Annotated in this window: 27 protein-coding genes and 1 pseudogene; 17 read left to right on the top strand and 11 right to left on the bottom strand. The window is 61.9% G+C overall.

Annotation, left to right across the window (positions count from 1 at the left end; genetic code table 11):
* Window positions 1-128: 128 nt before the first annotated feature.
* The 7 genes from K0F86_RS10615 (at window position 129) to K0F86_RS10585 (ending at window position 5,512) form a co-directional block, all read left to right on the top strand.
* Window positions 129-1,607 (top strand): YdiU family protein, encoded by a 1,479-nt coding sequence (locus K0F86_RS10615; protein ID WP_257572090.1) that lies wholly within the window; start codon window positions 129-131, stop codon window positions 1,605-1,607.
* A gap of 9 nt (window positions 1,608-1,616) precedes the next feature.
* Window positions 1,617-2,018 carry a peptide-methionine (R)-S-oxide reductase MsrB gene (gene msrB / locus K0F86_RS10610; RefSeq protein ID WP_096235562.1) on the top strand — a complete coding sequence of 134 codons (402 nt, stop codon included), beginning with the start codon at window positions 1,617-1,619 and terminating at the stop codon, window positions 2,016-2,018.
* Window positions 2,019-2,102: 84 nt separating this feature from the next.
* The gene (locus K0F86_RS10605) at window positions 2,103-2,732 is read left to right on the top strand and encodes a septation protein A (protein ID WP_046682773.1); all 630 of its coding nucleotides are present in this window, start codon (window positions 2,103-2,105) and stop codon (window positions 2,730-2,732) included.
* Window positions 2,729-3,016 carry a BolA family transcriptional regulator gene (locus K0F86_RS10600; RefSeq protein WP_099763678.1) on the top strand — a complete coding sequence of 96 codons (288 nt, stop codon included), beginning with the start codon at window positions 2,729-2,731 and terminating at the stop codon, window positions 3,014-3,016. The genes K0F86_RS10605 and K0F86_RS10600 overlap by 4 nt, the downstream gene beginning before the upstream one ends.
* 83 nt (window positions 3,017-3,099) lie before the next feature.
* Window positions 3,100-3,879, top strand: a complete 780-nt coding sequence (locus tag K0F86_RS10595) for a peptidyl-prolyl cis-trans isomerase (protein ID WP_077404793.1) — start codon at window positions 3,100-3,102, stop codon at window positions 3,877-3,879.
* A 117-nt stretch (window positions 3,880-3,996) separates the two neighbouring features.
* Window positions 3,997-4,773, top strand: a complete 777-nt coding sequence (locus K0F86_RS10590; RefSeq protein ID WP_219134355.1) for a peptidyl-prolyl cis-trans isomerase — start codon at window positions 3,997-3,999, stop codon at window positions 4,771-4,773.
* A gap of 58 nt (window positions 4,774-4,831) precedes the next feature.
* Complete coding sequence (locus K0F86_RS10585; RefSeq protein WP_219134354.1) at window positions 4,832-5,512, top strand: DNA alkylation repair protein; 681 nt, start codon at window positions 4,832-4,834, stop codon at window positions 5,510-5,512.
* Here K0F86_RS10585 and K0F86_RS10580 read toward each other — a convergent pair.
* Window positions 5,475-6,149 carry a TetR/AcrR family transcriptional regulator gene (locus K0F86_RS10580; RefSeq protein WP_219134353.1) on the bottom strand — a complete coding sequence of 225 codons (675 nt, stop codon included), beginning with the start codon at window positions 6,147-6,149 and terminating at the stop codon, window positions 5,475-5,477. The genes K0F86_RS10585 and K0F86_RS10580 overlap by 38 nt on opposite strands.
* Window positions 6,150-6,256: 107 nt before the next feature.
* Here K0F86_RS10580 and K0F86_RS10575 point away from each other — a divergent pair, with 107 nt between their 5' ends.
* Window positions 6,257-6,952, top strand: a complete 696-nt coding sequence (locus K0F86_RS10575; RefSeq protein ID WP_219134352.1) for a DAPG hydrolase family protein — start codon at window positions 6,257-6,259, stop codon at window positions 6,950-6,952.
* Window positions 6,953-6,958: 6 nt separating this feature from the next.
* On the opposite strand, the gene K0F86_RS27470 is transcribed toward K0F86_RS10575, so the two are convergent.
* The gene (locus tag K0F86_RS27470; protein WP_257572089.1) at window positions 6,959-7,852 is read right to left on the bottom strand and encodes a GNAT family N-acetyltransferase; all 894 of its coding nucleotides are present in this window, start codon (window positions 7,850-7,852) and stop codon (window positions 6,959-6,961) included.
* 145 nt (window positions 7,853-7,997) lie between these two features.
* On the opposite strand from K0F86_RS27470, the gene K0F86_RS10560 reads away from it, so the two are divergent.
* Entirely contained in the window at window positions 7,998-8,891 is an 894-nt protein-coding gene (locus tag K0F86_RS10560) for a neutral zinc metallopeptidase (protein WP_219134351.1), read from the top strand.
* 47 nt (window positions 8,892-8,938) lie between these two features.
* On the opposite strand, the gene K0F86_RS10555 is transcribed toward K0F86_RS10560, so the two are convergent.
* The 5 genes from K0F86_RS10555 to K0F86_RS10535 form a co-directional block, all read right to left on the bottom strand.
* A complete protein-coding gene (locus K0F86_RS10555) occupies window positions 8,939-10,018 on the bottom strand; it encodes a TIGR03118 family protein (RefSeq protein ID WP_219134350.1) in 1,080 nt (359 codons plus the stop codon).
* Between the two features lie 108 nt (window positions 10,019-10,126).
* The gene (locus tag K0F86_RS10550) at window positions 10,127-10,891 is read right to left on the bottom strand and encodes an ABC transporter substrate-binding protein (protein WP_219134349.1); all 765 of its coding nucleotides are present in this window, start codon (window positions 10,889-10,891) and stop codon (window positions 10,127-10,129) included.
* Window positions 10,891-11,757: a carboxylating nicotinate-nucleotide diphosphorylase gene (nadC, locus tag K0F86_RS10545; protein WP_219134348.1), complete on the bottom strand. Its 867-nt coding sequence runs from the start codon at window positions 11,755-11,757 to the stop codon at window positions 10,891-10,893. The genes K0F86_RS10550 and nadC overlap by 1 nt, the downstream gene beginning before the upstream one ends.
* Window positions 11,754-12,887 (bottom strand): quinolinate synthase NadA, encoded by a 1,134-nt coding sequence (gene nadA, locus K0F86_RS10540; protein ID WP_219134347.1) that lies wholly within the window; start codon window positions 12,885-12,887, stop codon window positions 11,754-11,756. The genes nadC and nadA overlap by 4 nt, the downstream gene beginning before the upstream one ends.
* 245 nt (window positions 12,888-13,132) lie before the next feature.
* Entirely contained in the window at window positions 13,133-14,731 is a 1,599-nt protein-coding gene (locus K0F86_RS10535) for an ABC-F family ATPase (RefSeq protein ID WP_219134346.1), read from the bottom strand.
* 214 nt (window positions 14,732-14,945) lie between these two features.
* Here K0F86_RS10535 and K0F86_RS10530 point away from each other — a divergent pair, with 214 nt between their 5' ends.
* The gene (locus K0F86_RS10530; RefSeq protein WP_219134345.1) at window positions 14,946-15,494 is read left to right on the top strand and encodes a DUF2939 domain-containing protein; all 549 of its coding nucleotides are present in this window, start codon (window positions 14,946-14,948) and stop codon (window positions 15,492-15,494) included.
* An 84-nt stretch (window positions 15,495-15,578) separates the two neighbouring features.
* Window positions 15,579-16,283, top strand: coding sequence for a hypothetical protein (locus K0F86_RS10525; protein WP_219134344.1), 705 nt, complete (start codon window positions 15,579-15,581; stop codon window positions 16,281-16,283).
* Between the two features lie 52 nt (window positions 16,284-16,335).
* Here K0F86_RS10525 and K0F86_RS10520 read toward each other — a convergent pair whose 3' ends face one another.
* The 3 genes and pseudogenes from K0F86_RS10520 to K0F86_RS27925 form a co-directional block, all read right to left on the bottom strand.
* Entirely contained in the window at window positions 16,336-17,028 is a 693-nt protein-coding gene (locus tag K0F86_RS10520; RefSeq protein WP_219134343.1) for a DUF3334 family protein, read from the bottom strand.
* A gap of 298 nt (window positions 17,029-17,326) precedes the next feature.
* Window positions 17,327-17,917, bottom strand: coding sequence for a methyl-accepting chemotaxis protein (locus K0F86_RS27930; RefSeq protein WP_374197279.1), 591 nt, complete (start codon window positions 17,915-17,917; stop codon window positions 17,327-17,329).
* Between the two features lie 84 nt (window positions 17,918-18,001).
* Window positions 18,002-18,186: pseudogene (locus tag K0F86_RS27925) on the bottom strand (CHASE3 domain-containing protein); the annotation flags it as partial.
* Window positions 18,187-18,447: 261 nt separating this feature from the next.
* Here K0F86_RS27925 and K0F86_RS10510 point away from each other — a divergent pair.
* Window positions 18,448-19,266, top strand: a complete 819-nt coding sequence (locus K0F86_RS10510; protein ID WP_219134342.1) for an AraC family transcriptional regulator — start codon at window positions 18,448-18,450, stop codon at window positions 19,264-19,266.
* Here the strand turns inward: K0F86_RS10510 and K0F86_RS10505 are convergent.
* Window positions 19,263-19,520, bottom strand: coding sequence for a DUF1488 family protein (locus tag K0F86_RS10505; protein ID WP_219134341.1), 258 nt, complete (start codon window positions 19,518-19,520; stop codon window positions 19,263-19,265). The two genes, K0F86_RS10510 and K0F86_RS10505, sit on opposite strands and share 4 nt — an antisense overlap.
* Window positions 19,521-19,758: 238 nt before the next feature.
* On the opposite strand from K0F86_RS10505, the gene K0F86_RS10500 reads away from it, so the two are divergent.
* The 5 genes from K0F86_RS10500 to K0F86_RS10480 all read left to right on the top strand — a co-directional run bounded on the left by K0F86_RS10500 (window position 19,759) and on the right by K0F86_RS10480 (window position 23,728).
* Entirely contained in the window at window positions 19,759-20,076 is a 318-nt protein-coding gene (locus K0F86_RS10500; protein ID WP_219134340.1) for a hypothetical protein, read from the top strand.
* Between the two features lie 116 nt (window positions 20,077-20,192).
* The gene (locus K0F86_RS10495) at window positions 20,193-21,863 is read left to right on the top strand and encodes a DUF6138 family protein (protein WP_219134339.1); all 1,671 of its coding nucleotides are present in this window, start codon (window positions 20,193-20,195) and stop codon (window positions 21,861-21,863) included.
* Between the two features lie 97 nt (window positions 21,864-21,960).
* A complete protein-coding gene (locus K0F86_RS10490) occupies window positions 21,961-22,650 on the top strand; it encodes a hypothetical protein (protein WP_219134338.1) in 690 nt (229 codons plus the stop codon).
* Between the two features lie 25 nt (window positions 22,651-22,675).
* The gene (locus K0F86_RS10485) at window positions 22,676-23,002 is read left to right on the top strand and encodes a hypothetical protein (RefSeq protein WP_219134337.1); all 327 of its coding nucleotides are present in this window, start codon (window positions 22,676-22,678) and stop codon (window positions 23,000-23,002) included.
* 84 nt (window positions 23,003-23,086) lie between these two features.
* On the top strand, window positions 23,087-23,728 hold the full coding sequence (locus K0F86_RS10480; protein WP_219134336.1) for a hypothetical protein: 642 nt from the start codon (window positions 23,087-23,089) through the stop codon (window positions 23,726-23,728).
* The last annotated feature ends 73 nt before the right edge of the window (window positions 23,729-23,801 follow it).

The raw sequence follows: 23,801 nt of genomic DNA, 5'->3' as shown, positions 1-23,801 counted from the left end.
CATTTCGATATTGCAATGCAGCATGGAATTTTTGATTCCGTTTTTTGCAGTGCCGGCGTCCCGTACGGACCTGCGCGCCGTGCGGTAAAATCGGGTTCCAGCCTGGCGCACCTTGCCGGCGCATCTACTTGAATGGAATTGCCATCACCGCTCATACCTTACCACTGGACAATGCCTTTGCGGCCTTGCCACCCGCGTTCTATACGCGGCTGATGCCCACGCCCCTGCCCGCGCCCTACTTTGTCGCCGCCAGCGCGCCGGCGGCCAGCCTGATCGGCCTCGATGCCGCGCGCCTGGCCGAACCCGGCTTTGTGGAGCTGCTGATCGGCAATACCGTGGCCGAGCGCTCGCTGCCCCTGTCGGCCGTGTATTCGGGCCACCAGTTCGGCGTCTGGGCCGGCCAGCTGGGCGATGGCCGCGCCATCTTGCTGGGCGATATCGCCACAGCAAGCGGTCCGATGGAGCTGCAGCTGAAAGGCGCCGGCGCCACGCCGTATTCGCGCATGGGCGACGGACGCGCCGTGCTGCGCTCGTCCATCCGCGAATTCCTGTGCTCGGAAGCCATGGCGGCGCTGGGCATTCCCACCTCGCGCGCGCTGTCCATCATGGGTTCGCAGCAAGGCATCCTGCGCGAAACGGTGGAAACGGCGGCCGTCGTCACGCGCATGGCGCCCAGTTTCGTGCGCTTCGGCTCGTTCGAACACTGGTTTTACCGCAAGAAACCGGATGAGCTGAAAATCCTCGCCGATTACGTCATCGACGGCTTCTATCCCCATTTGCGCGCCGCATCAAATCCGTATCAAGCCTTGCTGGCCGAGGTCTGCGTGCGCACGGCGCACATGATCGCGCAATGGCAAGCCGTGGGCTTCATGCATGGCGTGATGAATACGGACAATATGTCGATCTTGGGATTGACGCTCGATTACGGCCCCTTCGGCTTCATGGAAGCGTTTGACGCGGAACACATCTGCAACCATACGGACCAGCAGGGTCGCTATTCCTACGCCAACCAGCCGCAGGTGGGCCACTGGAACTGCTATGCGCTGGGCCAGGCCCTGCTGCCGCTGATCGGTGAAGTGGAACTGGCGCAGGCGGCGCTGGACAGCTACCAACCCGCCTTTGCGGAGAAGATGAATGCCTTGCTGCGCGCCAAGCTGGGCTTGCAGACGAGCCAGGACGACGATACGACGCTGTTCGACAGCATGTTCGCGCTGATGCAAGCCAATCACGTGGATTTCACCAACTTCTTCCGCGCCTTGTCTACACTGCGAGTGGCCGCGCCCGAACACGACACGGCGCTGCGCGACCTGTTCATCGACCGCCCCGCCTTCGACGCCTGGGCGACTCAGTACCGCGCCCGCCTGTTGCAGGAGCATAGCGTCGATGCCGAACGGCAAGCCGCCATGAACGGCGTCAACCCGAAATACGTGCTGCGCAACTACCTGGCGCAGGTGGCCATCGAGAAAGCGCAGCAGCAGGACTACACGGAAGTGGCGAAATTGCTGGAAATATTGCAAAAGCCATTTGACGAACAGCCCGAACACCAGCACTATGCGGCCCTGCCGCCCGACTGGGCCAGCCACCTTGAAGTCAGTTGCTCATCCTGAGGTACTACCATGACCACGAATAAAGTCAAAAAAACCGACGCCGAATGGCGCGCCATGCTCGACTCGATGCAATACGAAGTCACGCGCCACGCGGCCACGGAACGGGCCTTCACGGGCAAGTTCTGGGACCACCATGCACACGGCATCTACACCTGCGTCTGCTGCAACACGCCCTTGTTCGCGTCGGACACGAAATTCGACTCGGGCTGCGGCTGGCCCAGCTATTTCCAGGCGCTGGACCCGGCCAACGTGACGGAAATCGTCGACCGTACCCACGGCATGCTGCGCACGGAAATCGTCTGCGCCGTCTGCGACGCCCACCTGGGCCACGTCTTCCCGGACGGCCCGCCGCCGACCGGCTTGCGCTATTGCATCAATTCGGCCTCGCTGCGCTTCGATCCGCAGCCTTGAGACACCGGTATAGCCTGGGAGCGCCACGGTTGCTCCTAAGCCATTCCTAAGATGATTTTAATAAGACCAGTGTAAAGTCTCGCCATGAAATTTCTATTCGACCTATTCCCCCTGATCGCCTTCTTCGCCGCCTTTAAACTGGGCGGCATGTATGAAGCGGCCACGCACGATTTCGTGCAGCAATATTTATCCGGCTTCGTGTCCGGCGGCCTGATCAAGGCTGACCAAGCGCCGTGGATACTCGCCACCCTCGTCGGCATCGTCGCCACCGCCTGCCAGGTCAGCTATCTGCTGCTGCGCGGGCGCAAGGTCGACGGCATGCTGTGGCTGTCGCTGTTCATCTTTGTCGTGTTCGGCGGCGCCAGCATTTACCTGCATGACGATTTCTTCCTGAAATGGAAGCCGACCCTGATCTACTGGCTGTCCGGCCTGGCCCTGCTGATCGCTCACGTGGGTTTCAAGAAAAACCTGATCCGCAAGACCATGGAAGCGCAAGTGCAATTGCCTGATGCCGTCTGGAACCAGTTGCTGGCGGCATGGATCATTTTCTTTGGCGCCATCGGCGCGCTGAACCTGTTCGTCGCCTTCGTGCTGTACAAGGGCGACATGGCCGCCTGGGTCAGTTTTAAAGCGTTTGGCGCGACGGGCATCTTCTTTGCCTTCATCGTGGCGCAAACCCTGTTCCTGGCCAAACATATCAAGGAAGACGCATGATGACGAACGACACGACAACGCGCATGCAGCGCATTCGTACCCGCCTGGAAACGGCACTTTCCCCTCTGGAATGCGTGCTGGAAGACGACTCGGCGCGCCACCGGGGCCATGCGGGCGCCGCCTCGGGCGGAGGTCATTACAATCTACGCATTATTTCTAGTCAATTTGAGGGGCTCAGGCTCGTCATGCGCCATCGACTGGTGTATGATTCCGTGCACGATATGATGCATAATGAGATACATGCATTGGCGATTGTGGCCCTGGCGCCGTCCGAAGTAGTGTAAGGATGGCGTTTTGGCGTACCCGAGCCATGTCATGGATTTCTTCCATGCGTTTTTTACGAAACTTTCCCTAACAGGATTTAATAATGACTTTTAAGCCAGCCCGCTTGCTGATCGCACTACTCGCCGTTGTCGCGGTACCTGTTTTTGCGCAAAATGTTGCCGTTGTTAATGGCAAGCCTATTCCATCGTCGCGCGTTGATGCAGTCGTCAAGCAAGTCGTCGCCCAAGGTCAGCAACCGGATTCGCCGCAATTGCGCGAAATGATCAAGAAGGACTTGATCGGCCGTGAAGTGCTGATGCAAGAAGCGGAAAACAAAGGTTTCGGTAAAGATGCAGCCGTCAAGCAGCAAATCGAGAATGCACGTCAGGCCATCGTCATCAACGCCCTGGTCGGCGACTACCTGAAAAAGAATCCCGTCAACGACGCTGAAATCAAGGCCGAGTACGACCGCTTCGTGGCGCAGACGGGCGACAAGGAATACCATGTACGCCACATCCTGGTGGCCACCGAAGCCGAAGCGAAAGACATCATCGCCAAGCTGAAAGGCGGCGCCAAGTTCGAAGACCTGGCCAAGCAATCGAAAGATGCCGGTTCGGCCGACAATGGCGGCGACCTGGACTGGGCAGCCCCTTCGTCCTTCCCGAAAGTGTTCTCCGACGCCTTCGTGAAGCTGCAAAAAGGGCAAGTCACCGACACCCCGGTGCAAACGCCTAACGGTTTCCACGTGATCAAGCTGGACGACACCCGCGCGGCCAAGCTGCCGACCCTGGAAGAAGTCAAGCCACAGATCGCCGAAGCGCTGCAGCAAAAGAAACTGCAAGCGTATCAGGAAGAAATGATCAAAAAAGCGAAAGTTCAGTAAGAACTGACCTCCCCGGCGCCCTTTTCGGCGCCGGTCGTGTATTCTGCGCCTGAATGCGCACTGCACGGCAGTCGCGATCTTTTGTACCGGTTTTTTGTATACTTATTAGGAATGAACATGATTTTGAAGCCAGCCCGCCTGATCTTAGCCCTGGTCGCCGTCGTCGCGATCCCTGCGTTCGCGCAAAACGTCGCCACCGTGAATGGCAAGGCCATTCCATCGTCGCGCGTCGACCAGGTCGTCAAGCAAGTCGTCGCCCAAGGCAAGCAAGCCGATTCGCCGCAATTGCGCGAAGCCATCAAGAAAGACCTGATCGGCCGTGAAGTGCTGATCCAGGAAGCCGACAAGCAAGGCTACGGCACGCGTGCGGAAGTCAAGTCGCAGATCGACAATGCCCGTCAAAGCATCATCATCAACGCCCTGCTGGCCGACTACGTCAAGAAGAACCCTGTCAAGGACGCTGAAATCAAGGCCGAATACGACAAGTTCAAGGCACAAGCGGGCGACAAGGAATACCATGCACGCCACATCCTGGTGGCCACCGAAGCGGAAGCGAAAGACATCATCGCCAAGCTGAAAGGCGGCGCCAAGTTCGAAGAACTGGCGAAAGTATCGAAAGATGGTTCCGCAGCCAATGGCGGCGACCTGGACTGGGCTAGCCCGGCTTCGTACGTGAAGCCATTCTCCGACGCCATGGTCGCCCTGAAACCAGGCCAGATCACGCAAACGCCCGTGCAATCGCAATTCGGCTTCCACGTGATCAAGCTGGAAGAAACCCGTCCGACGAAGCTGCCATCACTGGAAGAAGTCAAGGGCCAGGTGGCCGAGTCGCTGCAACAGAAGAAACTCGCCGCCTACCGCGATGAGTTGATGAAGAAGGCCAAGATTCAATAATATTGGATCGGCATGAAAAAGCGCTCCCTGGGGCGCTTTTTTTACGCCTGGAGATGCCATGAATCTACATGAGGAATTAAAAATCGCGCTCGAAGCGGCTGCCGAACCGGGCCGCGCGGCGCCCATGCAGGCGTATATGCGCGACCAGTTCGTGTTCCTGGGCGTGGCGGCGCCGCAGCGGCGGCTGGCTGCGAAGGCCCTGCTGGCGGGCTTGCAAGGCGTGGGGGCCGAAATGCTGCTGGAACATGCACAACTGCTGTGGCAGCAGCCGCAGCGCGAATACCAGCACGTGGCGCTCGACATGCTGGACATGCACCGGCGTCAGCTGAACATCGCTCACCTCCCCGCCCTGCTTGGCCTGGCGCGCCAGCGCGCATGGTGGGACAGCGTCGACGGCATGGCGGCCATCGTCGGCGACATGCTGCAGGAGGAACACCGGCGCGGCGGCGACGGCCATGCGCACATGGACGCGGCCTTGCGCCACGAGAACTTCTGGCTGCGCCGCATCGCCATGCTGCACCAGCTGGGCTGGCGCGCCGACACGGATGCCGGCTGGCTGTTCGATGCGGCGCTGGCGCTGGCGCATGAAGACGAGTTTTTCATCCGCAAGGCCATCGGCTGGGCCTTGCGCGATTACGCGCGCCACGCGCCGGCAGAGGTGCTCGCTTTTGCCACGGAGCACCGGCAGAAACTATCGCCGCTCAGCTACCGCGAAGCGCTGAAGCACCAGCCACCTTGAACGACTGGCCGCCCAGCAATCGCAGCGCCGCATCGATGCGGGAAGCGGCATCCCAGGCCGGCACGGGCGCCAGCAAGCCCAGCGCCATCTGCCGCAGCGGCTCGGCGATCACCATGGCCAGCAGCAAGCCAGCCAACTCTGGCCCATCCTGCAGCACCAGATGGCCGCGCGCGGCCTGGCGCTGTAACCACTCGGCCAGCAAGGCCGTGCCCCGCTCGATGCCGTTGCGCTGATACACGGCCAGCAAATCGGCGCGGGCGGGAAACTCCGTGCACAGCAGGCGAAACAGCCCGACGGCATCCACCGTCAGCACGCGCGCCGCCATCGTCTGCAAGATCTCCTTCAATAATGGCAGCACTTCGCCAGGCGCGGCCGCATCATGCGCCATCGCCGGCAGGAAGGCATCCGTCCAGCCGCGCACCACCAGGGCGACCAGTTCCTCGCGGTTGGCCGCATATTGATACAGCGACTTTTTTGCCATGCCCGCGTGGCGCGCCACCGCTTCCATGGTCGTGGCCGCATAGCCTTCGTGCAGCAGCAGCCAGGTGGCCGCATGCACGGCCGCCTCGCGCGCTTCCTCGGGCGGGCGCGCCGGACGGCCCCGTCCACGCACAGCCTTGCTCTCTTCTTCCTGCATGCCGGCTCCAAGCTTGATCGATGGGCAATTCTACACCGAAACATATTTAGGAAACGATATACGTTTCTTTAATATATAATTGTTTCACCCCAACAAAGGAGAACGACATGACGCATATTGAATTCCCATGGAGCATCGCCAACACAGGCGACTTGCTCGACCCGTTCCCGCTGCACCTGGAAACGGGCATCACGCGCCTGCCCGACGGCTGCCTGCTGGTGGCGGCGCGCACGGAACTGCACGGCTGCAGCGGCCGCATGCTGGACTGGTGGTTTACATTTTTCGAGACGACGCAGCACATCAAGTGGTGGCACCCGCACGACCACGTGGCCCATCACGGCTGGAACAGCGCGTGGAAAAAGGGAGAAAGTTATTACGGCGCTTCGATCGAGGCGGTGGAATCCTTGGGCGACATTCCGCCCGTGAAAGCCAAGCTGAAGTTCCATGATCCGAAGGAAGTATTTGATCCGGCACAACTGCAGCAGGCCAGGGACAGCGGCGCCCTGTCGGCCGCCATCTGCGCGCGCATCGGCTTCGGCGAGCACGTGCAACTGGACCCGCAGGGTGATCCGCTCGACGGCGAAATGCTGCACCTGACACGCGACACGCCCACGGGCTGCGTGCTGCGCAGCCGCTTCTTGCTGGGCCGCAACAGCCTCGACCCCGTGCGCGAGGTGCCCGACGTGCTGGGCCTGAACCTGCTGCGCCATTGCTACAGCGAATTTACCTATCTGTCGCGCTTTTTACCATCGCTGTATTACGGCGAGCACGCCAACGGTGAAAAGGCGCCGTTGCCCTGGTAAGCAGCCTTACAGCCGCTTGTGCATGCGCGCCAGCGGCAGTTTGATGTCATCGGGCAAGTCGAGGTGAAAATCTTCCGTGACGGCAAAACCGCTGGCCAGGTACAGCGGCACGCCGGGCAAGGTGGCGGCCAGTTCCAGTGCCGTGAAACCGGCGGCCAGCGCCTGGCGTTCGCAGTGGCGCATCAGCATACTGCCCAGGCCCTGGCGCGCGGCGCTTGGCTCGACAAAAAAGGCGCGGATGCGGCCAGGCTGGCTGGCCGGGTCGAGCAGCGGGTCCGGCCCGCTCTTCGCGCGGTCGGCGCCGTACAGGGTGGCGCGCTGGCTCCAGCCGCCGCAGGCCAGCATGGCGCCGTCGCGCTCGATGACGAAATACGTGCGGTCGGCAACGAGCTGCGTATCGACGCCGAACACGTGGCGCGTCACGGCCTCGGCCTGTTCCAGCGTATAAAAGCCCGCGCTCAGTGCCATGCCGGAGCGGGCGATCAGCGCATTCATGGCGGCCACATCGGCCGGCAGCGCCACGCGCAGGCTGGTCAGGGCGCCAAAGCTGAACCAGGCGCGGCTGATGCGGCCCCGCTCCACCTCATAGGTCGCCACCAGTTCCTGCGCGGAAACACCGTCCGGCGTGTCCCCATGGACGATTTCATGGTCGATCACCAGCTTGCCGCAGGCAATGCGGTTGAGCAACTGCGCCTGTGGCCGGCTGGCCGCGAAACGGGCCGTGAAACGGGGGCCGATCTGCGCACCGCCCTGGGCCAGCAAGCTATCGGGGTGCTGGAATTGCTGTGCGTCATCGGCATAGATGGCCAGCAAGGCGGGCACGTCGTGGGCATTGTAGGCGTCCAGTTGGGCCTGGACCACTGCGGTGGGAGAAATGCGTGTATCGTTGGCAAGCGCCATGCGTGCACCTGTTGTGATGTAGTTGGAAAGTTGCAAAGGGTAACATTGTCGCCCCTGTCGCGGCGCGGTTTACTGCGATAATAACAAGATTCGCCTCAAGCAGCATATTGAGGCGTCACAATCAATCGCAGCAGGAGTAAAGATCATGAAATGGCAAGGCAATCGCGAAAGCGACAATGTGGAAGACCACCGTGGCGAAGGTGACGGCGGCGGCGGCGGTGGGGGAGGCTTTGGCTTTGGCGGGCGCTCGATCGGCATCGGCACCATCGTCATCGCCCTCGTCGGCTCGTATGTGCTGGGCGTCAATCCCCTGACCTTGCTGAATCTGCTCAGCGGTGGTGGCGGCCAGGTCAGCACCCAGCAAAGCCAGTCGCCCGCGCGCCAGCCACCCGAATCGGACGAGATGGCCCGCTTCGTGAAAACCGTGCTGGCCGATACGGAAGACACGTGGGATGCCCTGTTCAAGGCCGAAGGCGGCACCTATGTACGCCCCAAGCTGTCGCTGTTTTCGGGCAGCATCCCCACAGCCTGCGGCACGGGCCAGAGCGCCAGCGGACCCTTTTATTGCCCCGGCGACCAGAAAGTCTACCTGGACCTCGATTTCTTCAAGCTGATGCAGCAGCGCTTCAAGGTCTCGGGCGAATTTGCGCAAGCGTATGTGATTGCGCATGAAGTGGGCCACCACGTGCAAAACCTGCTGGGCTTGTCCGAGAAGGTCGACAAGGCGCGCCGCACGCAATCGGAGCGCCAGGCCAACGCCATGTCCGTGCGCCTGGAATTGCAGGCCGACTGCTTTGCCGGTGTATGGGCATTCCACGCGAACCAGGACCGCAAGATCCTGGAACAGGGCGATGTGGAAGCGGCCCTGAAAGCGGCCACGGCCATCGGTGACGATGCGCTGCAGCGCCAGTCGCAAGGCCATGTCGTGCCCGACTCGTTTACGCACGGCACCTCGGAACAGCGCGTGCGCTGGTTCAGCAAGGGTATCGAGAGCGGCCAGATTTCACAGTGCAATACGTTTGAGGCGCGCCAGCTGTAAGGATCGCCCGCCCCGTGCCGCCCTGCGGGCGCACGGGGATGTTCCTTCTACTTCAAATCGATGCGCCCGTATTGCCCATGCGTCTCGTCATCGGGCCCGGCCGCATAGAACAGCGTATTGACGGGCTGGCTGTTGAGACCATTGCCGAAGGCGATGCCCCACAAGCCATCGATCACCAGCGGCGTGCCATCCGTCTTGAGCAGCGCGCCAGCGGCGGTGCCCGTGTCAGTGTCATAGACATTGATCTTGCCATCACCAAAATTACCTATCAACAACATATTGCTGGCCGTGCCGAAACCGGCCGGCGCCAGCGCCATGCCCCAGGGCGCATTCAGCGCGCCGCCGCTCACCAGCCGCTTGATCAGCGTGCCGCCCGTGTCATACACATTGACGATACCGAGGCCGGCGCCAGCCTCTTCATCGTCACCGCTGGCTTCCCGCTTCGCGTACGCGACGTAGATGCGCTCGCCGATGGCCTGGATACCGAACGGTGCATAGCCGGCCGGCAAGCTGGGGTCGCTGAACGCGCCGGGCAAGGCGACTTTGGCGAAGCTGGCATCAAAGACGTCGACGCGTCCGTTGTGGAAATCGGTCGCATACAGATAATTGGCGTTCGCATAGCGCGCGATGGCCAGGCCCTTGTAGACGCTGCCGCCCGCGCTGCCGTCGAACACGACCATGGCCGTCGTCGGGCTGACCGTGGGCGACCAGGCGGAAATGCTGCCGCTTTCGCTGGCGAAGATGAAGGGACTGGGTGCCGTCACGCCGTTCTGGCTCAGCTTGAAATCCTGCGTGCCGTTGAACACGATGCCGGTCGGCGCTGGCGGCGTGCTGACCACCAGCGATTGCGGCACGCCGTTGCCATCGTACAAGGTGGACTTCGCCGTGCCATTCGCCACCACCCAGACGAAACCGCGTGGATTGAAGGCCACGCCCCAGGCGTTGACGAGGTTGGCATCCGTGTGCGCGGCCGGCAAGGCGGGCGTGTCCGACACCAGGCTGGTGGCCGCATAGGCGCTCGCGGCCGGCGGGTGGTGGTGATGGCCGCCCCCGCAGGCAAACAGGGCCGCAGCCAGCGCGATGGCGAAACCGGTGCAGATCAGTTGCTTGATGCGGCGCGTCTCCATGGCATTCCCCCTCGGCGTGATGGGCAGTGTTGTGCTGCCTGCTTTCAGGGTAGAACCTGGCCCTGCCGAATGCTTGAGGTGCGTCAAACGCGCCGAAAATAGCCAGTATCAGGGCACGCCGACGTCGTAGCGCTTGCCCAGCTTTTTTAGTTCGCCGCTGTCGATCAGGCTGTTCAGTTCCTGGTCGAACTGCAGGCGCAGCTTGTCGAAGGTGGGCGAGCGGGGGAAGGCGAAATAGCCGTTTTGTATGTCGATGACCTTGGGCAAAGGTTTCACCTGGCGACCGTAGCCCAGGCGGGCAACGACGGGGTCGGTATTGCGGCGGTTGCTGATGAACACGTCGACGTGGTTGTGCACCAGCATCTTCAAGCCATTTTCCACATTATTGGCCACACTGACCTGCAAGCCAGGCCGCACGCGCTCCCAGTCCGCGCCATACGCCCAGCCATTGAGCAGCACCACCCTGCGGTTCTTCAGCGCCGCGTAGTCGCCATCCCAGCCGAAACTGGCATCCTGGCGCGTATAAAAGACCATCTGGTCCTGGTAGAACGGCTTGTCGGAAAAGCCCATGCTGGCGATGCGCTCGGGCGTCTTGTAGGGGCCGATCAGAATATCGGCCTGGCCCTGCACCAGCATGGCTTGCGCGCGCGCCCACGGCACCATGCGAAAACGCACGGTGTTACCCGTGCGCGCCGCCATCAGCCGCAGCAGTTCCGCGCCCAGTCCGCCATACTCGCCACCGTCCTGGTATTCGAACACGCGCTCGAACTGCGCGCCCACGGCCAGCAGTTCCCGGGCTGGCGCCTGCGATGGCACAAGCAGCGCGGGCCACAGCAGCGCCAAAGTTAGCAGGCGCCGCCCTGCTCCTTTCATCAGCCGACGATGCGCAAGGAGTAATCGGTGGCCCGCACGTCCTTCGTCAGGCTGCCGATCGAGATGCGGTCCACGCCCGTTTCGGCAATCGCCCGCACGGTGTCGGCATTGATGCCGCCCGACGCTTCCAGCAAGGCGCGGCCGTTGGTGACGGACACGGCGTCGCGCAGCATGTCGTTGCTGAAGTTATCGAGCAGCACGGAGACGGCACCCGCATCGAGCGCTTCGCGCAATTGCGCCAGGGTTTCCACCTCGATCTGCACGGGCACGCCCGCGTCGAGGTTGCGCGCGTTTTCCAGGGCCTGGCTGACGCCACCGGCGGCCGCGATATGGTTTTCCTTGATCAGGATGCCATCGTACAGGGCCAGGCGCTGGTTCTTGCCGCCGCCGACGCGCACCGCATACTTTTGCGCCAGGCGCAAGCCAGGCAAGGTCTTGCGCGTATCTAAAATGGACGCCCTGGTGCCGGCGACCACGTCCACATACCGGCGCGTGGCCGTGGCCACGGCCGACAGCAGTTGCAGGAAATTGAGCGCGCTGCGCTCGGCCGTGAGCAAGGCGCGCGCCGGCGCCTGAATCGTGCAGACGACGCTGTCGGCCGTCATCATGTCGCCTTCGGCATAATGCCAGGCGATATCGATGCTGCGGTCCAGGCTTTTCATGATGCCTTCGAACCACGGCGCGCCACACAGCACGGCTGCTTCGCGCACGATGACACGCGCCGTGACGATGTGGTCGGGCGGCACCAGTTCGCCCGTCAGGTCGCATTGGCCCACGTCTTCCAGCAAGGCGGCCAGCAGATTGCCCTCGAACGCGCGCGCCAGGGCAGGATCGAAAGGAGCGAAAGAATTGACGAGGGTACTCATGCTGGACCGATTCCTTGGAACAATTTAGTTTCTTTAGCCAGGTCGGCGCCCGGCTGCAAGCCCGCCTTCCTGGCGGCGGCGAAGTCGAGCATGCGCTTGATCGAGCGCACGGCCAGCTGGCCGACGGCGGGATCGACGTGGATTTCGTTGTGCATGTTTTCCAGCGTTTGCGCCAGGTTCAGCAAGCCATTCATGGCCATCCACGGGCAGTGCGCGCAGCTTTTGCAGGTGGCGCTGTTGCCGGCCGTGGGCGCTTCGATGAAACGCTTGCCCGGCGCGGCCGCGCGCATCTTGTGCAGGATGCCGTTGTCGGTGGCGACAATAAACGTGTCCGTGTCCATGGTTTGCGCTGCCGCAATCATTTGCGACGTGGAGCCGACCATGTCGGCCAGCGCCACCACGTTGGCGGGCGACTCCGGATGCACGAGCACCTTGGCTTGCGGATACTCTTCCTTGAGCAGATCGAGTTCGATGCCCTTGAATTCGTCGTGCACGAGGCAACTACCCTGCCACAGCAGCATGTCGGCGCCCGTTTCCTTCTGGATATACGAACCCAGGTGTTTATCGGGTGCCCATAGGATTTTCTTGCCCTGCGCATGCAGGTGGGCAACGATGTCGAGGCCGATCGACGACGTCACCATCCAGTCGGCGCGCGCCTTGACGGCCGCGCTGGTGTTGGCGTAGACGACGACAGTACGGTCGGGATGGGCATCGCAGAAGGCCGTGAATTCGTCCACCGGGCAGCCGAGGTCGAGCGAACAGGTCGCGTCGAGGTCGGGCATCAAGACGGTTTTCTCGGGACTGAGGATTTTCGCCGTTTCGCCCATGAAACGCACGCCGGCCACGACCAGGGTCTTGGCCGGATGGTCGCGCCCGAAGCGGGCCATTTCCAGGGAATCGGAGACGCAGCCGCCCGTGGCTTCGGCCAGGTCTTGCAGGTCGGCATCAACGTAATAGTGGGCAACGAGCACGGCTTCGCGCTCGATCAGCAGGCGCTTGATGCGCGTGATCAGTTCGGCTTTTTCAGCCGGGGACGGCGTCGCTGGCGTGCGTGCCCAGGCGTGGGCAGTGCAGCTGGCTCCGTCTTGTGGGTGTTCATACTCGACGGATTTGATGGCTAAAGTTTGCATGGCTGTGTCAAACAAAAACGGGATAGACCGGCACGAACGCAATGAAGCTGGTGCGCCGGAACGAAAGGACCGCGGCGCGTCGGTGTGGTGCTGGGTGGCTGGCGGTTGGCAACGCTGGCTTGCATTGTCGGATTACGCTACGCTAATCCGACCTACGCGACCTACGCAAGCAACCCGGGTAACTCACCCTGACGTAGGTCGGATTAGCGCACAGCGCGTAATCCGACGCAACGTTAGCCTATAAATTAATCGATACCCTGGCTCTTCAAGTAATCTTCGTAATTGCCGTTGTAATCGACAATGCCGTCTTCCTTGATCTCGATGATGCGGTTCGCCAGCGAGGAAACGAACTCACGGTCATGCGACACGAAGATCAGGGTGCCCGCGTATTTTTCCAGCGCGATGTTCAAGGATTCGATCGATTCCATGTCCATGTGGTTGGTCGGCTCATCGAGCATCAGCACGTTGTGGCGGCCCAGCATCAGCTTGCCGTACATCATGCGGCCCTTTTCACCACCGGACAGCACCTTGACGGCCTTCTTGACATCGTCGCCGCCGAACAGCAGGCGGCCCAGAATGGAACGCACGGCCTGGTCGTCGTCGCCCTCTTTCGTCCACTGGCCGATCCAGTCGGTCAGGTTCGTGTCCTTGGCGAAATCTTCCGTCGGGTCTTGCGGCATGTAGCCGACATTCGCGTTTTCCGCCCACTTCACGCGGCCCTGGTCCGGCTGCAGGCCGGCGATGTCGCCCGCGATGCAACGCAGCATGGTGGTCTTGCCGGCGCCGTTGGCGCCGATGATGGCGATGCGCTCGCCCGCTTCGACCATGATGCTGAAATTCTTGAACAGGGTGCGATCAAAGCCCTTGGTGATGTTTTCCACTTCCACGGCCAGGCGGTGCAATTTCTTTTCGCCGTCGAAACGCACGAACGGATAGGCGCGCGACGATGGCTTGATGTCGTCGACCTTGATCTTTTCGATCTGCTTGGCGCGCGATGTCGCCTGGCGCGCCTTGGATTTATTCGCGGCGAAGCGGCGCACGAATTCCTGCAGCTCGGCAACCTTGTCTTTCGCTTTCGCGTTGTTGGCCAGCTGCTGGTTGCGCGCCTGGGTCGAGGCGAACATGTATTCGTCGTAGTTACCCGGGTAAATCTTCAGGGTACCGTAATCCATGTCGGCCACGTGGGTGCAGACCTGGTTCAGGAAGTGGCGATCATGGGAAATGATGATCATGGTGGAGTTGCGCTCGTTGAGCACGTCTTCCAGCCAGCGAATCGTGTTGATGTCCAGGTTATTCGTCGGCTCGTCGAGCAGCAGGATGTCCGGATTCGAGAACAGCGCCTGCGCCAGCAGCACGCGCAGCTTCCAGCCTGGCGAGACATTGCTCATCGGACCTTGATGCAGCTCGATGGCGACACCGGCGCCCAGCAGCAGTTCGCCCGCGCGCGATTCGGCCGTGTAGCCGTCGTATTCGGACACTTTGCCTTCCAGATCGGCCGCCTGCATGTAGTCGTCGTCGGTCGCTTCCGGGTTCGCGTAGATGGCGTCGCGTTGCTGGATGGCGGCCCACATTTCCGTGTGGCCCATCATGACCACGTCGAGTACGCGCATGTCTTCAAACGCGAACTGGTCCTGGCGCAGCTTGCCCAGGCGCTCGTTGGTGTCGAGCATGACGTTGCCGCCCGATGGGTCCAGGTCGCCGCCCAGGATCTTCATGAACGTCGACTTGCCGCAGCCGTTGGCGCCGATCAAGCCATAGCGGTTTCCGTCGCCGAACTTGACGGAGATATTCTCAAACAATGGCTTGGCGCCAAACTGCATCGTAATATTTGCTGTAGATAGCATGTGATATTGGGTCTTTATTCAGTTAAAACAGCTAGTTAAATACTTTTCTCCCATTATACAGCACCCACCCTCTTCCACTCCATAGTGGTCCAGCAGGAGCACCCTGAGTAAATGCGGAGAAATACTGATGGCAAGAAAATATGATTGCCGCGATTCCATTTAGCGGATACCCTGCGTGGCATCCGTTTCTACCCCTCTAGCTCACAGGCATCTCTTGAAAAAAATCACCATCGCGGCGACCGTGGCCGTCATTGCCGTCGCCGTCACCGCCTACGCTTCGCCGTACTACGCCTTGCACCAGATCAAGACCGCCCTGGCCGAGCGCAATGCCGACGCCCTGGCCGGGCACGTGGACTTCCCCGCCCTGCGCGCCAGCGTCAAGACGCAGCTGGAGGCCAGCATGGCCCGCAGCATCGAGGCGACCGCCGGCAGCGGCAACCCGCTGGCCGCCCTGGGCCAGTCGATCGCCAGCGCCATGCTGGGCAAGATGGTCGACACCATGGTCTCGCCCGCCGGCGTGGTGGCACTGGTCAACAAGAGCGCCGTCAGCCCGCAAGCGGGAGCCGATGCAAGTGCGGATGCCCCGGTCGATGGCACGCAGAAAAAGGCCGACTATTCGGCAGGCTATGCCGGCGTGAACACCTTCGTCGTGCGCGCCAAGGAGGGCAATGCGCAGGAAGGCGCGCTGGTCCTGCAGCGCCATGGCGTGTGGGGCTGGAAGCTGAGTTCGATCGAGATTGCGTCGGCGATGGCCGCACATTAAAGGGAAGGAAGGCGCAAGGAACGCGCATGCGCAGGCAATCCGAGACACAATGCCTGCCACTTGTAGCAAATTGCAGGAGATTTCATGCTGAAACACACGGCCTTATCGCTGGCCATGGCCCTCGCCTGCGCCACGTCATTCGCCCACGCCCTCGATGGCACAGCCGGGAGCAGCCACTCTGTCGCCTCGCGCATGCAGGCGGAAACATCGAGCGCGGCCAACCCCGACGCGCCCGCGCCGCTGCCCGTGTCCAGCGACATTTCGCTGGCCGAGCTGGAGCGCCGCTGGGCGCTGGGACAGGCGCAGGCCGAAGAAAAACACTACGCCAGTGCGCTCGACCCGGCCGCGCTGACGGCCCTGGCGCGGCAGATGGAATGCCTGGATATCGTCGGCGTGCAAGCGTATGGCTTCCCGCTGGATCGGGCGCAGCCTGCCGTGCTGAGCGGCGCGCACCTGCTGGCGCGCTGTCCGGACAGGGCCTACCTGACGATCACGGCGATGTCGATGGCGGGCAAGACGGGCAAGCGCGTCACGATTTCGTCGCAGTCATTCAAGCAGACGGTCGATGGCAAGCCCGCGCGGCGCCTGTATTACAAGGCCCCCAACGGCCGCCAGAAGGAAACGCTGACCATCATCGATGGCAGTTATGTGTATGCGCTTGAATACTGGTCGCTCGATGACAGCCAGCAGAGCGGCATGGTCGGCATGCGCCGCATGGAAACATTGACGTTACCACAGGGGAAGTTATCTTGCAGGGACGAGGCCGGAGCACAGCCTTGTCGGCAGTAAACGGCAGCGGCCGGCGGCAAACATGCCGCCGGCCACGTTCAGACACCGCTGCTTACATGCCCAGGGACTTGAGCAGGTCGGCGTTGTCGTCGTCTTCCGGTTCCACTGCCGGCGCCGGGCCGGCGTCGCGTTCGCGGTTCGCGTATTCCGTATCCATCAGCGAGTCGGCATCGACTTCGCGCGAATCGAAATCGTGCAACTTGATGAACTCGGTACGGTCGATCGCCAGTTCCAGATAGAAAATATTGTTCTTTTCCGTGTAGAAGGTAACGCGACGCATTTCCGGGCGGTCCAGCGGCGTGTCGACGCTGAGCATCACCTGCTTGTTCAACACCAGCATCTTCGGCTGGCTCTGGGTGATGTTCGTTTGCAGTTCGCGCCGCACCTTGCCCGTGAAGTCGCCCACGATCTGGTTCATCAGCTCGCCCATGATGTTCGACACTTCGTCCGACGTGTAGAAATTGGCCAGTTCCGACTTCGGCATACCCATGTGCAACATGTAGCGCTCGTAGATTTCCATCGCCGTATCGGCGGCAAAATTGAGCACCACCAGGCCCGTGAAACCACCATCGAACATCACGAAGCAACCGATGTCCGGCTTCAGGCCGGTCTTGGTAATGCGCTGCACCATGCCTGAATAATTGACTCTACTTTGCGTTGCAACGTTGAGCACCCGAACCACCGAGTTGCACAAACTCATCAACAAATCTTCTGTACCGTACACAACATCCTTTTCTGCATCCATGAGCAACCTCTCCTACTATTTTAAAGATGACAGCACTGTTTCCCTGCCCGTCGCGAGCCGAAACACGACCGTTTCGCTCAGCAAGCGGACGACTTCACCTTTGCATGCCCGACCTTGCCTGGCCGTGCGAGCCGCGTTGCCGCTGGCACGAACCGCCCTGTTACCTTTTTCTGTATAGAAATAAGTATCAGATGCGCAGAATACCCAGATGTAACATTTCCGTCCAGCCATACCTGCATTTACTTGACGATCTGTGCGGAAATACCATACGCCGCCTGCGGGGCCACAGTGCCGGAGGCTAGCCGCCCATGGTCAAGGCCAGGGGCCGACGCCCTGCTGGCCGCGCCGCGCCGGCCTGGGTGGTGTGCGGCGCATCCTTCAGGCGAAACACTTGCACGGCGTGCGACAGCTGCGCCGCCTGATCCTGCATGGCATTGGCCGCGGCCGCCGCTTCTTCGACCAGGGCCGCATTCTGCTGCGTCACCTGGTCCATCTGGCTGATGGCTTCATTCACCTGCTCGATGCCGAGGCGCTGCTCTTCGCTCGCATCCGTAATCTCGCCGATGATGGCGCTCAGGCGCTGCACGCTATCAACCACGTCCTGCATGGTGGCACCGGCCTGGTCGACCAGCTTGCTGCCCGCGCCCACCTTGTCCACGGAATCGTCGATCAAGCCCTTGATTTCCCTGGCGGCGCTGGCCGAACGCTGGGCCAGGTTGCGCACTTCCGTGGCCACCACGGCAAAACCGCGTCCCTGTTCGCCGGCGCGGGCGGCCTCCACGGCGGCATTCAAGGCCAGGATATTCGTCTGGAAGGCGATGCCGTCGATCACACCGATGATATGGGCAATCTTGCGCGAGGAGTCATTGATCGAGCCCATGGTCTGCACCACTTCGGACACCACCGCGCCGCCCTTGACGGCTACGGCGGACGCTGCCGTCGCCAGCCATTGCTGCTGAGCACCTTCCAATGCCTTCAGCCGGTCCAGCTGGGCAGGATTGTCGGCAGTCAAGGCGCGGATCTTTTGCAAGTGCTCGGTAAGCCGCGCTGGCCGCTTGCCAGCGGTTCCAGAGAGCTATCCTCGCCGGTCAGGGCAAAGCCGCGCTCGCCGGTTTCGATATTGATCAGGCTTTCGAGCAGGGCATTGGCCTCCCCCATGACCTCGTACGTGTGGATATTCAGTCCATTGGCCTCACCCAGGCGGGAAAAATTCGCTTGCGCAGACGCGACCAGTATCGCCAGCAAGGCGACGACGGCGCCAAAGGCCAGATACAGGCGGGTGCCGATCTTCAAGTTGGACAATGCCATTTTCGCACTCCATGCAAGAACAAACATCAAGGCGCCATCATAGCGATAATAATGGAAACATTTGTTGCTGATGGGATACAATTTATATCTTATCGTCTTTTTATAATTTCCATGGATCGCTTATCTGCCTTGTTGCTGCAATTTGGCTTTTCAGCCGACACTTTCTTTGAGGGAACGTTTTGCGGCAGCAACCACTTCCCCGCGCAACCGGGAAGGGGCCATCTGCACCTGGTGCGCGAAGGGCCGGTGACCTTCGTCCACGCAGACGGCACCCGGCTGCGCATTGATGCGCCCACGCTGATTCTTTACCCGCGCCCGCAGGCGCATGGCCTGGACACGGGTGCCGGCACGGCGCGGCTGCTATGCGCGACCGTGCATCTGCCCGGCGACGACGGGGCCGTGATCGACAGCCTGCCGCCGTACCTGCAGCTGCCGCTGGCGCAACTGCCGGCCATGGCTGGCCTGCTCGATCTGCTGTTCGACGAGGCGCAACATGGCGGACTGGGGCAGAAACTGGTGCTCAACCGCCTGTGCGACGTGCTGATCGTCCAGTTGCTGCGCCATGCGCTGGCCAAGCATCTGATGTCGGCCGCATGCATGCTCGGCCCGTCCGATGCCGCCCTCGCCAACGCCATGACGGCCATGCGCGACCATCCCGGGCACCACTGGACGGTGGCATCGCTGGCGACGCTGTGCGGCATGTCGCGCAGCCGCTTCGCGCGCCAGTTTCACGCCGTCATCGGTTGTCCGCCGGCCGAATACCTGACGGGCCAGCGCATGCTGCGCGCCCAGGCGCTGCTCCAGCAAGGCCGGCTGGTGCAGGATGTCGCGCTGGAAGTGGGCTATGCCAGCCAGCCGGCCTTCACCCGTGCCTTCCGCGCATACAGCGGCTTGTCGCCGCGCGACTGGCTGGCCCAGGGAGCCAACTAAAAATCGAGCGCCCGCAAGACCACGCTGCTGACCAGCAGATCGCGGCTCAGATAAGCGAAGGCGCGCTGGCCGATGCGCAGGCGGTGGGTGTCGAAGATGAGCAGCCAGTCGCCGCCCTGGCCCTGGTCCAGGCTGCGCAATGCCGTCACGGTGATGCGACAAGTCTTTTCCACGCCGAAGACGCTCAGATGGAAGCGGATGGCGTCGCCCGCCGGTTCGAGCGCGATGCTGTCGCGCAGGATGTCATAGGGCATGGCCGTGCACCCCACTGTGCGTACACTCCACTTTGGCGCGATTTTCCGCTAGGAATAAATGCATCATGACGTTTCTGGCAATCTCAATGATCAAGAAGCAAGCGTAGCGCGAGGGCCTGTCAAATACCGTCTGTTACCGTACATATTTGACCGCGCAGCTGCCTGGGGCCGTGCAGCGCACGCATCGGCCCTCCCCTGTGCTATTGTCATCAGGTACATCACCAGGCAGGAGCCATGCATGAGCAACATCGTTACCAGCGTCTCGTTCCGCTACATCGATCCGCGCCACAAGGAACCGGGCCCGAGCCGGGAATTCATCAACCAGAACATCCTGCTGCCGTCGGGCGCCCATCTGCCGCGCATGGGCGAAGCCATCGAACTGATGCACTGGGACTTGAATCGCGACATGAAATCGGGCGTATATACGGTGCTGTTCGTCCACACGCGCATCGCCTTGTTTGACGGCAACGACAAGCCGTCCGGCTGGCACACGACGATCACCGTGGGCCCGCAATCCGATGAGATCGACGCGCGCTTCCTCACTGCCCCCTCCTGATGCCCGTGCGGCCCTTGTTGCGGCCAGGCCCGGCCACCTAAAATAGTGCTTTTATTAAACATGACCGCGACGGCAGCCGGTGGCGCCGTCACGCGCAAGGAAAGACGACGACACTGATGAGTACTCTTGTAGAGCTGGTAACACAGGAAATGACGGCGGCCATCCACGCCTGGTTCGATGAACGCCTGCAGCGCAACGACCTGGAGCAATCCGTCAAACGCACGACCTTGCAAGCGGGCATTTTCAATGACTTCATGCTCGACTACAAGCCAGGGCGCGCGATCGCCGACGATATCGACCTGGACTTCGACGACGACGCGCGCCCCGGCACGGCGGCGCGCCTTGACGATGCGCAAATGCGCGACGGTGTCGTGCCACAACTGACGGCCGTGGTACAGGCCCGCCTGGCGCCGCTGGTGGACACGCCGATGATCGACTACCGCTTCACCTGCCGCGGCAAGTTCCAGACGGCGCAGGGCAAACTGCACCTGACGTTGCTGGAATACGTCAACGAGGATAAACGCCAGGCCTTGCTGGAAAACATACACGCGTACATTGGGCAAAAGCTCACGCATGGCAAGCATCCGACGCAGCCGCTGGAAACGTTCTTCCTGGCACGCCACCTGCTCGACCCGCAGCTGTTCCCGCAACTCGACGTGGCCTGGAGCATCGCCCAATACGAACGCATCCAGGCCTTGAACAAGACCCAGCCGGAGGCCTTGGCCAGGCACCGCGCCGACATCATCCGCGCCATCACGCAATGGGCGGAAAACGTTTTCCTGCCGCAATTTTATGACCGCGCGCTGTCCGCCTACCGCGCCACCGAATACACGCTGAAAGCGGGCGCGGCGCCCGATGCACAGACACTGCAGCCGATCGACCTGCTGCTGTATGGCGCGGTGATGATCTTGCGCCACGACGCCAGCTACGCCAAGTCAAAGGGCCTGAAATTCCTGGAAATCGCGCGCGAACTGGGCAGCGAACGGGCCGTGCGCATGCTGCAGGAAGGCAGCGGCACCTTCCCCGATGCCGACATCCACCTGAAAAATGCGCTGCTGGAATGCCGCGCCAACGATGTGTTTGCCACAATCAGCATCACGATTGCCCGGGAAGAGGCAGACGCGTATGCGCAGGCGCTGGCGTTCGTCACGCATTTGCTGCAAAACGGTTTTCCAAAAAGCTACCAGATCAAGCTCAAGGCCAAGGTCAAGGAATATCTGCCGATCAAGGGACTGGCGAAATCCGACACGCACCGCTTCTTTGCCAACGCCCTCGCCCATGCGTCCCTGCAGCCGCAACTGGAAGCGTATGCGCGCGCCGCCATCGAGCAATTCGAATTCTATGCGGACACGGAAGGCGAAAAGAATTGCATGCCCGGCAGCTACGCCACGTTCGGCCTGGGCTTGCTCGATGCGCGTTATTTTCCCCTGGTGCAGCACTACATGGCCAGCGTCGACGAGGAACACCAGTCCGTACAGGACCAGTTCACGGCCGCCTTTGCTGAGCAGCATGGCGTGACGACGGAGTCCGTCCCCGTGCTGGCGGCCTGCCTGCGCGCCTGCACGGACAACGCCAAGGTGAAAATCCAGACGGAACTGGAAGAGGTGGAGAAGCTGGAACTGTTCTGCCAGCAACTACAAGGGCTGGAAGGCTATCTGGTCGAGCACATGCTGTATCCGGTCTGGGGCAAGCTGGAAAAGCTGGCCACCCTGGCGCGCAAGGCGGACGGCCGGCGCAAGGAGCTGCTGCTGGCCTTGCTGGAAGCGGCGAGCAAGACCGACGCCTGAAGTGCGCAACGTTATGACTTTCACCATATATAATGCGCACGCCAGAGTTGCTATAAGGCATCTTTTGGCACCTGACATCGAATCGTGGAGAAAATACATGCATCAAACACAAGAAACATCGCGCGCTGCCCTGCTGGCCGCAGCCTTTGCCGCCGCCGCGGCGCTGGCGCAGCCCGCCGTCGCCGCGGAAACCGCCGTGGAACTGGCGCCGCTAGCCGTCGCCAACCTGTACATCAAGACCATCATCAACCAGGATGAAGCCAGCGTCGCCCAGCTCAACGCTTACCTGCGCCCCACCCGTCTGGCGGGCCATCAAAGCGCCGAATACGCGTCGTACAGCGGATTGAAGGAAGCGGACGCCAAGTTTCCAACGGAAACCGGCAAGCTGATCGCCGACCTGTTCCCCGCCCCCATGCGCGCGACCGTGACGCCGGCCGCCGAATTGCTGGCCGCCAATGTCATCGCCGCCAAGAATGGCGCCGCGTGCCAGGCCACCAAGGCGGACCCGGTCACCGTGGAAAACGGCATGCAGACGGCCGCCGTCAGCTTCGAGTGCCAGGTGGTCAAGGTGCCCGTGGCATGGGCGGCGGCTGCCCAGCAACTGGCGAAGAGCGGCTGCAAGGTCGAGCAATGCAAGGCTGGCCTGCAAAAGATCGCCGCCACCTACACCAGCGCACCGAAGCAGACGTGGCGCGCCGTGTTTGCCGTCAGCCGCGAAAAGGACTCGGAAGCCTGGCGCAACGATTTCGCGCGCGAAACTTTCGATGAAATCTGGGACTACCTGTAATCCTGGCCTCGTTTAGAATGGCTGGATGGACAAATTGACACCGGCACCACAGCCTGCGGGCCTGGCCGTGCTGCGCTTGATCGACCCCGACCATGTGGAAGGCGCGGTGGTCAGGCAAGCGCTGGCGCAAGAATTGCTTGCCCTGCACGGCAGGCAATTGCTGGCGCTGCTGCGCCGGCTGCGTGCCGCGCAATCCAACCAGCAGCACTATGCGGGCGCCAGCGTCGAACACGCGGAACAGCAGTTCGGCGCCGCCATCGCCGCCGTCAAGGCGGAGCTGGCCACGCGTCCGCACATTCCCAACAAGCAGGAAGCGAAGGCCCTGCGCCAGGCGGCGGCAAAGAAGCGCTGAACGGGTCTGCGGTGCGTGGGCGGGCACGGCCCTCCTTCTATAATCGATGACGATACATTGTTTCCCGCACTGAAAGGACTCCCCATGCCCACACGCTTTTCCCGCCATCTGGCCGGCTGCGCCATCCTTGCCGTCTCCGCCCTGACCACCATGCAGGCGGCCCATGCCCAGCCGACAGGCCCCATCGATGCGCGCGCCGTGTGGCAGGAACGTTCGCTGTCGGCTTGCCGCAGCGAACAATCCCAAACTGCGCCCGACGTCTGCCTGCTGCGCACCATGCAGCGCTCGGGCGCGCGCCCGCAAGCCATCGCCGCCGCCAACATGCTGGTGAAGGCGAACAAGGCCGGTTTCATCTCCGCCTGGCGCCCACTGGGCAAGGCGGCCCTGGCCACCGTCACCTATCCGTTTCGCGCCAACACGAATGAAGGTAGCTTGCTGATCGGCAGCGATGGCGCCGCCATCGACGTCGACGAGGACTCCGTGCGCGAGGAAGACCGCGCCACCCTGGCCTGGCGCGCGTTTGCCGCCGCCCATCCGGACGCCGTGCCGTTCGCCCCCGCCGACTTTATTGGCAGCACGACGACCGCCGATGGCGGCCAGAGCGTGCTGTTTTCCACGCCCCTGAAGAGCTGCCATGCCTGCGCCGACGATGGCGCGCTGCTGGTCGCCTACACGATCGACAAGACGGGAATCGTGCGCGAGCGCAAGATATTGACGATCAAGTAATGCTGCGCCAAAGATAAGATAGAATTGCTTGGTGGCATGTCCATACATATACATGCCATCGATCCGACTTACT

The sequence above is a fragment of the Janthinobacterium sp. UMAB-60 genome (assembly GCF_900095235.1).
In the GTDB taxonomy this organism is placed as follows: domain Bacteria; phylum Pseudomonadota; class Gammaproteobacteria; order Burkholderiales; family Burkholderiaceae_D; genus Janthinobacterium.
Note: the sequence above shows the minus strand (reverse complement) of the source record. Positions and strands in the feature narration are given on the sequence as shown.

Coding starts and splice junctions, on each gene's coding strand:
- K0F86_RS10605 (WP_046682773.1), top strand. CDS start 2,103: ATGAAATTTCTATTCGACCTATTCCCCCTGATCGCCTTCTTCGCCGCC.
- K0F86_RS10490 (WP_219134338.1), top strand. CDS start 21,961: ATGCATCAAACACAAGAAACATCGCGCGCTGCCCTGCTGGCCGCAGCC.
- K0F86_RS10555 (WP_219134350.1), bottom strand. CDS start 10,018: ATGGAGACGCGCCGCATCAAGCAACTGATCTGCACCGGTTTCGCCATC.
- K0F86_RS10585 (WP_219134354.1), top strand. CDS start 4,832: ATGAATCTACATGAGGAATTAAAAATCGCGCTCGAAGCGGCTGCCGAA.
- K0F86_RS10485 (WP_219134337.1), top strand. CDS start 22,676: ATGGACAAATTGACACCGGCACCACAGCCTGCGGGCCTGGCCGTGCTG.
- K0F86_RS10520 (WP_219134343.1), bottom strand. CDS start 17,028: ATGGATGCAGAAAAGGATGTTGTGTACGGTACAGAAGATTTGTTGATG.
- K0F86_RS10480 (WP_219134336.1), top strand. CDS start 23,087: ATGCCCACACGCTTTTCCCGCCATCTGGCCGGCTGCGCCATCCTTGCC.
- K0F86_RS10600 (WP_099763678.1), top strand. CDS start 2,729: ATGATGACGAACGACACGACAACGCGCATGCAGCGCATTCGTACCCGC.
- K0F86_RS10500 (WP_219134340.1), top strand. CDS start 19,759: ATGAGCAACATCGTTACCAGCGTCTCGTTCCGCTACATCGATCCGCGC.
- nadA (WP_219134347.1), bottom strand. CDS start 12,887: ATGCAAACTTTAGCCATCAAATCCGTCGAGTATGAACACCCACAAGAC.
- K0F86_RS27470 (WP_257572089.1), bottom strand. CDS start 7,852: ATGGCGCTTGCCAACGATACACGCATTTCTCCCACCGCAGTGGTCCAG.
- K0F86_RS10505 (WP_219134341.1), bottom strand. CDS start 19,520: ATGCCCTATGACATCCTGCGCGACAGCATCGCGCTCGAACCGGCGGGC.
- K0F86_RS10575 (WP_219134352.1), top strand. CDS start 6,257: ATGACGCATATTGAATTCCCATGGAGCATCGCCAACACAGGCGACTTG.
- K0F86_RS10525 (WP_219134344.1), top strand. CDS start 15,579: ATGCTGAAACACACGGCCTTATCGCTGGCCATGGCCCTCGCCTGCGCC.
- K0F86_RS10495 (WP_219134339.1), top strand. CDS start 20,193: ATGAGTACTCTTGTAGAGCTGGTAACACAGGAAATGACGGCGGCCATC.
- K0F86_RS10535 (WP_219134346.1), bottom strand. CDS start 14,731: ATGCTATCTACAGCAAATATTACGATGCAGTTTGGCGCCAAGCCATTG.
- nadC (WP_219134348.1), bottom strand. CDS start 11,757: ATGAGTACCCTCGTCAATTCTTTCGCTCCTTTCGATCCTGCCCTGGCG.
- K0F86_RS10560 (WP_219134351.1), top strand. CDS start 7,998: ATGAAATGGCAAGGCAATCGCGAAAGCGACAATGTGGAAGACCACCGT.
- K0F86_RS10510 (WP_219134342.1), top strand. CDS start 18,448: ATGGATCGCTTATCTGCCTTGTTGCTGCAATTTGGCTTTTCAGCCGAC.
- K0F86_RS10590 (WP_219134355.1), top strand. CDS start 3,997: ATGATTTTGAAGCCAGCCCGCCTGATCTTAGCCCTGGTCGCCGTCGTC.
- K0F86_RS10550 (WP_219134349.1), bottom strand. CDS start 10,891: ATGAAAGGAGCAGGGCGGCGCCTGCTAACTTTGGCGCTGCTGTGGCCC.
- K0F86_RS10580 (WP_219134353.1), bottom strand. CDS start 6,149: ATGCAGGAAGAAGAGAGCAAGGCTGTGCGTGGACGGGGCCGTCCGGCG.
- msrB (WP_096235562.1), top strand. CDS start 1,617: ATGACCACGAATAAAGTCAAAAAAACCGACGCCGAATGGCGCGCCATG.
- K0F86_RS10595 (WP_077404793.1), top strand. CDS start 3,100: ATGACTTTTAAGCCAGCCCGCTTGCTGATCGCACTACTCGCCGTTGTC.